Source organism: Pseudoalteromonas sp. Z9A4 (assembly GCF_011378845.1).
Lineage (GTDB): Bacteria > Pseudomonadota > Gammaproteobacteria > Enterobacterales > Alteromonadaceae > Pseudoalteromonas > Pseudoalteromonas arctica.
This window is the reverse complement of sequence record NZ_WTLA01000010.1, coordinates 133,305-142,440: the sequence shown is the minus strand read 5'-3', so window position 1 is coordinate 142,440 and position 9,136 is coordinate 133,305. Positions and strand designations below refer to the sequence as shown.

Here is a 9,136-nt window from a genome sequence, read left to right as displayed (position 1 = left end):
CATCATTATAATGCCGGTTTAGCGCCAAATGAATCTGAGGTTAGATATCAAGATTCCAAAACTGTGGCCAAATTTTATTGACCACTACAATTGATGGGTGTAAATTAAAGTCCAATGCGAGTAAAGAGTGGAGTGGCACATTCGATGAGTTAGGTCGCAAAAAAGCAAAACTAGAACGCGCAAGCAAACGTATTATTGAACGCCACCAATCACAAGATGGACTGGGCGAAGAATTGATAACTCAGGATTTAAAACAAAAAGAAAAGCTAGATAAAAGTGCAGATAAAATCACCGAGTTTTTAGCCACTCACGAAGAGAAAACAGGCAGTAAAGGCAAGCCTGTTAAAAGTAATATCACTGATCCAGATAGTGCAAAAATGACGACCTCAAAAGGCACAATCCAAGGTTACAACGGCATAGCGATAAACGATGATAAACACCAAATTATCCTGCAAGCACAAGCGTGGGGCTCAGTAGGCGAGCAACAAACTTTACAGCCAGCCGTTGCACAATTAAAACAGCAACTCGCTAAACTCAATACAGAAAAAATGGAAGATGAGCATACCATCAAATTCACCGCAGACAGTGGGTTTAACAGCGAAGTAAATCTTGAATTTATGGCGCAAAGTGGGTTCGATACCTACATTGCGGACAACCAATTTAGAAAACGAAATCCATTGTTTAAAGCCAGCGAAACATACGAAACAGAGCAAGAAAAGCGCCGATTAAAACGCAGCAAAGGCAAGCCACGATTATTTACCTCAGATGATTTTCATTATAATGAAGCAACCCAAATTTGCCGCTGCCCCGCAGGCAATGCAATGTGGCGAAGCGGGATAAATGTAAAAAGTCACAATCAGCAATACACGCGATTCTGTGGTTATTTAAAAGACTGTAAAACGTGCCCGCTACAGCAGCAATGCATGCGAAAGCCACCCATTAAAACGGGGCGACAAGTACAGTTTATAAATAATGAATCACGCAAAAAGCTGAGCTATGTAGACAAAATGAAAGTAAAAATAGACAGCCCCATAGGTCGACGACAATATAGCAAACGACTCGGGTGTATTGAGCCAGTGTTCGGGAACATTACAGTGAATAAAGGCATGAATAAATTGACCTTACGGGGTCAAACGAAAGTGAATGCGCAATGGCAACTGTATTGTCTTGTTCATAATATAGAAAAGCTGCAAAACACGATGCATTAAGAAGGGTAAGCGCTTTTACCCTAAATAAAAGCCACTCAAGTACCCGTAATCCCGTCCAAAACGCCAATTAAAACAACACCAAACTCCCACTTTATATTCTGCATAAAATACAGTAATCGATTGAACCAAAATAGGAACTCAGCTATGGTTTGTTTATCAATAAAAATAAATAAAAAAACGAGTTAATCTACAGGCTCGTTATATTTTTCATCGGCATCGGCATGGCTAATCAAATTAATTCACTAGAAGATTTATTTAAACTTATCTCGATAGAAGATGATGAAGTCATCTATAGAGGGCAATCCAATGAAAATTGGTTGATGATTCCTTCGATAGGGCGGTTTGAAAACACCCCAACGGCTAAATTTGAACGCTTTTCTTGGAAATACATAGAAGAAGATATGATTCATGCTTTTCAAAAAAAAGCGATTCCTTATCTCAAATCAGAAGCTATACCTAGCAATCATTTTGAGTGGTTGGTTTTAGCTCAACATCATGGATTGCCAACAAGGCTGCTTGATTTTACAACTAACCCTTTGAAAGCTTTGTTCTTCGCTGTAGAAGACATAGGTGTTAATGGAGATGGTGTGCTCTTAAAAGCTCATTATAATCATTGGTGGAGCCGTATTACTGAGATTTTTAATAAAATCGACGATGACAAACGTTTGGCTGTATATTTTCCTGATCACACTAATCATCGTATCATTTCACAGGAGGGTTGTTTTACTATTTTCCCATTACCTAAAAATATGGAAAAATTTCATGATATTAAAAATAGTAAGATGTATAAGCATGGTTTTGAATCTCTAGATAGTTTTATAATTCCTCATGAGGCCAAATCTAAAATTCGCGCGCAATTACGAAAACTTGGAATTGCTCACCATACAATTTACCCCGGTTTGGATGGGTTATGCACTGAAATAAGACGAGACTTTGAGTTTCTTTGGTAAAAAATATAACAACACGCCCTGAGGTGGACGACTAGTAAAATTTAGCTATTAATTGCAAATTTTAAAAGTGGTGAGCCTCTGCGTTTTAAGGCCGCTAAATACGTCGATTCATCGTAGGGTGTATTCGTTTTCCAACACCTAAATACAATCCTTATCCATTTAAATGCCAGTGATCTAATAATGCTGTTATGCGGCTTACCCTTGGCTTTTTGTTGCTCATAATACGCTTTAGCCCAAAACGAATAACGAATAGAAAAGCCTGCCCATTCCACAAATGTTTGCCTTAAAAAGTGGGGCAACTATAACGCCAATGAGTCCACATTTTTTGACCACTGCGCTCAATAACAGGCGCTATACCAGCGTACTTTTGAAGCTCTGCAGCATCATTATAACGCGCACGATTACTCCCAAGAGCAACAAGTAAACGTGGGGCGAGTTGTGGACCTGCGCCGGGTAAGCTATCAAATATCTTTTTATCCTGCTGGGCTTTATAAGCCGATTTTATTGCTTTATTGAGCTTTTCAATGCCCTTTAATAACACTTTAAATTGCGTGATAAGCACTTCAACGAGCATTTGATTAGGTACAATTACTCCTTCGTCCAGAGTTAATGGCATCGCATTTTTAATACTATCTAGTCGTGTATTATTGACCGCGCAATAGTGTGAGTTATGACTCTCAAAAAAGTCGAGTAAAGTCTGTTTTCTTGCTTTTTTAACCGCAGTGAGTGATGGCCACTTTTGAATGAAATCGCAGAATATATACGTGTCTTTTTCTTTAAACCATTCAAGGGCCTGCGGGTAATAATTCTTTAATATCGCCGTTATTTTATTGGATAAATCGATACTGTCTTGCACTAAACTTCGGCGATATTCAACAAGCTGAGATAGCGAACGCATAGCTGCTGACTCGGGCTCAATGACAGAGAGCTTGTCCATGTGTAACTTAAGAATTTCAACTTGCAGAAAGGCATCTGATGGGTCATCTTTTGCGCCACTGGGCGTAAAAGCCTGGCGGTATTTAGCAACAGCACAAGGATTAACGGTGAATAAAGTAAGGTGGTCGTATTTAGCTAATGCATAAATAAGCGGCCCTTTTTTAAGTTCGCAAACAATCGCTATTTTCTGCTCTGGATAACGCTGCTTAATATCCATAGCCCATTCATGCAACGCTTCAGGTGTGTGTTTAATAACGGTGTAATGATATTTATTAGTGCTTGTTGGATGCTCACAAATATCATGTTTTTTTATCGGCCCAATCAATGCCAATGAGTACAGCAAAATTATCAACGTTATATGCTTTCATTTTATAGCGCCTACGGTTAAAGTTAAGGATGGAATGTGCTTAAATCTCGTTTCTCGCAGGTCTTATAGATAGTCTTGGTCGGCAATCCCTGAGTATGCGTTTTGAAATCGAGGTGCTCTGTTGGCTCGAACGTCTTGTTAAAAACATTGGATGTTTGGCATTCAATATTCGTAACCAACAGAAGCATATTCCACTTAATATAATAGTCAGTTACTTTTAAATTAAGTGGCTTGGTCGAACTATAAGACGATTCAATAAGGACAAAAAACAGTTGGTTTTGCTCCTGTGTGAATTACAGTTACACCCAACCTAAATCTTGTAATGCTTTAATAGCGCTTAGAGTTAATTACAGGATCTCATTTTTTAATTGAATTTGGCTGTTGGAGTTATTTTACAGTCTCGTTAGTTGCCTAGGATAATAATGAGAACACTTCAGCTTTTAGGTTTTATACTTGCGATTGCAGGGTTTATTTTAGGCTACGTGATGCTAGCCCCAATTGATGGTGAAGCATCCGACGCTTCAGCAGGAGGTACAGGCATAGGCATTATGTTTATGGTGTTACCTATACTTGGTTGGTCTGCGTTAATATTAGTGCCCTCTTCAGTAGCATTGTTCAACCATGAAGTAAGAGAACGCACTTATTTCAGAGGCAATTTTTGGCTAAACCTTTGGAAAGTAAACCTAATTATTTCTTTTGGATATATTGCCGTTGTCTTATATTTTGCTTACATATGGTTTAAGGGCAGCATTGGCAATTAATAAGACTTTAAATGCGTAATACCTTTAATTCATTCTTACCTACTAACACTTAACCCAAACTAAGCACTAACAACCATCAGGTTTAACGCCATTAGCATTAAACCTGACAGCTCAAACTCAACCAATCAACGTTAATTAGTCGGCATTAAATAAATCTCGCGTACGCTGTTGCGCTGGTTTGCTTCAATAGCAAACAGTACTGCGTCGGCTACATCTTGTGGGTCGAGTTTATCGGGTTTAGCTTCATCAAAAAATGGGGTGTTTACCATGCCTGGGGCTATGGTTGTGCAGCGGCCGTTCCAATCGCTCATTTCCTCAGCTAAGTTTTGTCCAAAGCCATAAGCAAACCATTTAGTTGCACCGTAAATAGAGCCACCAATTGGCTTACGGCCAGCGGCAGAGCTGGTTAATATAAAGTGACCTTTATTTTGGCGTAAATGCGGCAGTGTTAATTTTGCAGTCCACAGTAGGGCTTTAATGTTTATATCAATCATGGTTGACCACTCATCGGGGTCGCCTTTTTCGGTGCCTGCGGTTGAAACACCCATACCCGCGTTAGCAAAGGCTACATCTAATCGGCCAAACTTTTCAATGCCTTTGGTAACTACGTTTTCAAGCGCGGTAAAGTCGGTTGCATCTGCGGCTACGCTCAGTGCGTTATCTGATCCTAGCTCGGCAACAAGTTGGTTAAGTTGCTCTTCTCTACGGGCGGTTAATATAACTTTATGACCGTTGTTTACTAAGGTTTTTGCCGTTGCTTCACCAATGCCACTAGAAGCGCCGGTTATGAGTACTATTTTCTCTTTTGCCATGGTTTTTTCCTTATTAACAAATGAATAAAGACGCAGCTCAATGTGCGCCATGCAGTTATTGCGCTATGTCAAAATTGACTGATAAATCGTCAGCTTGCGTTAGGCTAATTTGTTTTAGTTGATAAATATTAAAATCAGCATCTATTTGCTCTGCATCGTCTATGTGTGCGCTACATGTATAAGCAAGTTGGTAGTCGCCTGGTGTTATGAATGCGAGTTCAAATTCGTATTCATTATCGTCTGCATCAAATACAACATTGGCGGTAGCTAACGGAGCGTTATCAGGCGTTTGGTCATCTATTTCATGAATATCTGTTGGGGTTTGTGCCTGCGCAGAGTAAAGGTAAACAGCATGGCCAAATGATGAATCATCAGCGGCAAGATCAATGTTATCAGTCTCGCAATTGTTTATAAGTGTTTGGCTTACAGAGCCTTCAATATCTTGTGATTCAGAGAGATTTTGTAAACGCACACCGCGAGGTTTTAAAAAGACTTCGTTATTATTTTGTGGATCAACTAACGATTTTTTTAAATCAAACTCTAATACAAACTCGTTGTCGGTTTGATTGAGTGTAAAGCCATCTAGCTGTATTTCACCCACGCCATCATTACCTTTTCTTTTTACGATAAGTGGTGCAATGCTGCCGTCTTCATAAACTACGTGAGATGTTAAGCTAAGGTTGTTTGTGTCGCCGTTTATTACTTGCGCGCGGATCCACGAATAATCACCTGCAGGTACTTCTTGATCGTCAAGTAATTGAAAAATATCGTCGCCCGTATAGTCTAGTAAGTTGACCATTTGCGCTAAGGTGGCATCGTTTTTAGAACGAGTTTCAAAGCTAACTTCTTCACCTTCTTGGGCTTTAATTGTTATTGAATCAAATACAACGTTAACTTGTTTTAAACCAGCGACTGGAGCGTCGGAAATACCTAAACTAAAAGTTGCTTTATCACTTGTTTGTGGGGTTGTTTCAGCATCGTCATTTGATGAGCCGCAGCCTGCTAAGGCAAAAATAATAGCGCTACTTAATATAGTTGATTTAAAGTTCATGGTTGTTTCCTCTTATTCGATTTGTTAAGTGTATGTATTTAACCCTTAACCTAAATTGAATTAAAAATATGAGAAGTTATAACTTTTAACATGCTGTTTTAAAACGTTTTTAATTTCATCGATTTAATCGTTTTTTACTATATACTCACGCCACTTCTTTTGAAGTCGATTTTATTAGATTTAACCATTATTTTGCTGAGTTTCAGCCACATTTATCGGAACAAACATGAAAGATAAACTCTTAGCGTTTTGGCAAAGCCATTCAGAAACAATCATCACTTTAGGATACAAAGTGATTTTAGCGTTGGTGATTTTAGTTGCGAGTGCCTTAATTGCACGCTCGGTTAAAAAAGCGATTAAAAACTCTAAATCGCCATTAAAAAGAGTGGATAGTACGCTGCTTCCTCTTTTATCGAGTATTGCTGGTTATTTAGTTTATATAATTGGCGGTCTATTTATTTTAGATATTTTTGGCGTAAACACGGCAAGCTTAATCGCGCTAATGGGTGCTGCTGGTTTAGCGATTGGTTTAGCCCTTAAAAATACGCTGAGCAATATTGCTGCGGGTATTATGCTGCTAATACTCAGACCTTTTAAAATAGGCGATTTTGTTGATGCCAGTGGCACGCTTGGTACTGTGAGTGAAATAAACCTATTTACCACTATTTTTAAAACCACCGACGGTCTTTATATAGCATCGCCTAACGGCAAAGTGTGGGGTGGCAATATTAAAAACTTTACCCGTAATGGTAAAAGACGAATGGACATAGTGGTGGGGATTTCGTATGCCGACTCTATTGACGTTGGCTTAAATGTACTTAAAGAATTAGCCGCATCAGAGAGCCGATTACTCGCAGAGCCTGCACCTAAAGTAATGGTGACATCAATAGGCGAAAGCGCAGTAAATATTCAGTTACGTGCGTGGGCTGTTAATGGTGATTATTGGCAAACTGTGTGGGATTTAAATAAACGTGTTAAAGAAGCTATTGAAGGTGCTGGGCTGAGTATTCCGTTTCCGCAGCGTACGCTGCATATATCTGAGTCTATGGCGTCGGCAATAACTGTTAACAAAGATGCTTAAATATGTATTAACATAAACATAAACACGAATAAAAATAGCGAGCCTTGGCTCGCTATTTTTGTATTAGCCTTTGTGTAGGCTGAGGTATTAACCTTCTAATTGAAAGTCGTACACTGAACCTAAATTAAGTAGTTGGGTAAGCTCATCAAGTGCTTGGTAGCTTTCGGTGAGCAGCGCTGAGTCTGCAAAGTCACTTGCGCCTAATTTATCGCGGTAGTTACGTTTTGCCCAGTCACACAGTTGTGTATATTTAGTATCAGTTAAAATAACCTCTGGGTTTACTGCAGCAAGTTCTTGCTCGTTAAGGGCTACACGTAAACGCAAGCAAGCTGGGCCACCGCCATTTTGCATACTTTGGCGTAAATCAAAAAACTGTACTTGATTTACTGGGTTATCAGCCATAATCATTTCTTCAATGTAGGCGTTAACTGCGCTGTTGCGTTTACACTCTTGTGGTGCCACTAACAGCATTGAACCATCTTCAAGGCTCACTAGCTGGCTGTTAAATAAATAGCTACTTACAGCGTCGGTAATGCTTACTTTATCGGTAGGTACTTCAATAATATAAAATTCTTTATTGCCCACATACGCTTCGCGAATATCTTGCAGTGCCAAAGCTTGGTTTAAAAATGCTTGCTGGTGGCACAGTAATACATTGGCGTTACCTACTGCAATTACATCGTTATGAAACACGCCTTGGTCTATTACGTCTGGATTTTGCTGTAGTAAAATTTGGCTTGAATCTTTTAAGTTATGTAAGCGACAAATTGCTTCTGAGGCTTCGAGTGTTTGCCTTGCTGGAAACTTAGCTGGTTTTGGTAATTGGCTGTTAAACGCGCTGGCACCAAATACAAACATTTCAAGGCCTTGCTCGCCGTGGCTGTCACAAAAACGAGTATGGTTTGCTGCACCTTCGTCGCCAAAAAAGCCTTGGTCTGGCAAATGGGTGTGGTGCGCAAAGTATTTGTCGTTATTAAACATCGCTTTTAATAAGCGCGTAGTGGTTGCAGGCTCTAATGAACGATGAAACTTATTATTTAAATTAGCTGAAGTAAAATGTACTTTGCCATCGGTTGTATCTGGAGATGGCGATACCGTAGCGGCATTGGCTGTCCACATTGCTGACGCTGAATAACACGCGCGTAATAAAATAGGATCTGCTTTAAATGCTTTATGAATTACTTGTGCATCGTTACCGGTAAAGCCTAAGCGGCGCAGTACGTTTAAGTCGGGGCGCGCATGAGGGGCAAATACACCTTGAGTTAGGCCTTTGTCGTGCATGGCTTTCATTTTTTCAAGGCCTTGAAGCACAGCCTCTTGAGGATTTGAAAAGCTTGCTGCGTTATTTAACGAGGCAACATTACCATACGATAAACCAGCGTAGTTGTGAGTAGGGCCAACTAAGCCATCAAAATTAACTTCCAAAGCGTGCATACAGGTTCCAACTAAAATTTTTTAATAGGGTGCAACAATACAACGCAATAGGGTTGCTTGCAAAGCTATAAACGCAGTGTTTTTACTAATTTTTCGATGTTTTTATATGTGTGATTTTTGCAGGGAGCTTCGTTTTTATATTAGGTGGCTAATAAGTAATTAAATAAGGTTTATTCATAAATTTCATAGTGTGCAAAAGCTTAGCATAAAGTAGGTTTATACATTTAAGCTTTATGCCAAGCCTTTACACAATACGATGCTACTTAACATAGGCGCGTTCTTTATCAGCGGTAGTGCGGGTATTTGTTGGATCATTAACTTGCCAAACGCTAATGTCTAAACGCCATAAAAGGTAAAGGGTATGGTATAAATTGAACATGGTTTTTCCTTGGTATTTTCACTGAACACATCAGTTTATAGGAAGAAGTATGCCAACATTAACTTGAATATTTTATGAATAGAAATCAGGTGTTTAGTATTTAAGTGTAAATACATACTTAAGGATTAGCACCAAAGAGGTGAAGTATTACTAAAAG

General features: G+C 39.3%; 9 protein-coding genes. 4 read left to right on the top strand and 5 right to left on the bottom strand.

The window, feature by feature from the left end; translation table 11 throughout:
* The first annotated feature begins 77 nt into the window (after nt 1–77).
* Nucleotides 78–1,208, top strand: a complete 1,131-nt coding sequence (locus GQR54_RS09965) for a transposase (RefSeq protein ID WP_240918925.1) — start codon at nt 78–80, stop codon at nt 1,206–1,208.
* Between the two features lie 221 nt (nt 1,209–1,429).
* Nucleotides 1,430–2,158 (top strand): FRG domain-containing protein, encoded by a 729-nt coding sequence (locus GQR54_RS09960; RefSeq protein WP_166377498.1) that lies wholly within the window; start codon nt 1,430–1,432, stop codon nt 2,156–2,158.
* A 41-nt stretch (nt 2,159–2,199) separates the two neighbouring features.
* Here the strand turns inward: GQR54_RS09960 and GQR54_RS19610 are convergent, their stop codons facing one another.
* Together GQR54_RS19610 and GQR54_RS09955 are read right to left on the bottom strand one after the other, a co-directional pair.
* Nucleotides 2,200–2,430, bottom strand: coding sequence for a hypothetical protein (locus GQR54_RS19610; RefSeq protein WP_240918924.1), 231 nt, complete (start codon nt 2,428–2,430; stop codon nt 2,200–2,202).
* Nucleotides 2,431–2,441: 11 nt separating this feature from the next.
* Complete coding sequence (locus GQR54_RS09955; RefSeq protein ID WP_240918923.1) at nt 2,442–3,446, bottom strand: IS110 family transposase; 1,005 nt, start codon at nt 3,444–3,446, stop codon at nt 2,442–2,444.
* Nucleotides 3,447–3,883: 437 nt separating this feature from the next.
* On the opposite strand from GQR54_RS09955, the gene GQR54_RS09950 reads away from it, so the two are divergent.
* Complete coding sequence (locus GQR54_RS09950) at nt 3,884–4,222, top strand: carbon starvation protein CstA (RefSeq protein ID WP_166377497.1); 339 nt, start codon at nt 3,884–3,886, stop codon at nt 4,220–4,222.
* A gap of 131 nt (nt 4,223–4,353) precedes the next feature.
* Here GQR54_RS09950 and GQR54_RS09945 read toward each other — a convergent pair whose 3' ends face one another.
* On the bottom strand, nt 4,354–5,034 hold the full coding sequence (locus GQR54_RS09945) for an SDR family oxidoreductase (protein ID WP_166377496.1): 681 nt from the start codon (nt 5,032–5,034) through the stop codon (nt 4,354–4,356).
* A gap of 55 nt (nt 5,035–5,089) precedes the next feature.
* On the bottom strand, nt 5,090–6,085 hold the full coding sequence (locus GQR54_RS09940) for a DUF4382 domain-containing protein (RefSeq protein ID WP_166377495.1): 996 nt from the start codon (nt 6,083–6,085) through the stop codon (nt 5,090–5,092).
* A gap of 226 nt (nt 6,086–6,311) precedes the next feature.
* On the opposite strand from GQR54_RS09940, the gene GQR54_RS09935 reads away from it, so the two are divergent.
* Complete coding sequence (locus tag GQR54_RS09935) at nt 6,312–7,166, top strand: mechanosensitive ion channel domain-containing protein (RefSeq protein ID WP_007586226.1); 855 nt, start codon at nt 6,312–6,314, stop codon at nt 7,164–7,166.
* Between the two features lie 87 nt (nt 7,167–7,253).
* Here GQR54_RS09935 and astB read toward each other — a convergent pair whose 3' ends face one another.
* Nucleotides 7,254–8,600, bottom strand: a complete 1,347-nt coding sequence (gene astB, locus GQR54_RS09930; RefSeq protein ID WP_004334492.1) for an N-succinylarginine dihydrolase — start codon at nt 8,598–8,600, stop codon at nt 7,254–7,256.
* Nucleotides 8,601–9,136 lie beyond the last annotated feature (536 nt).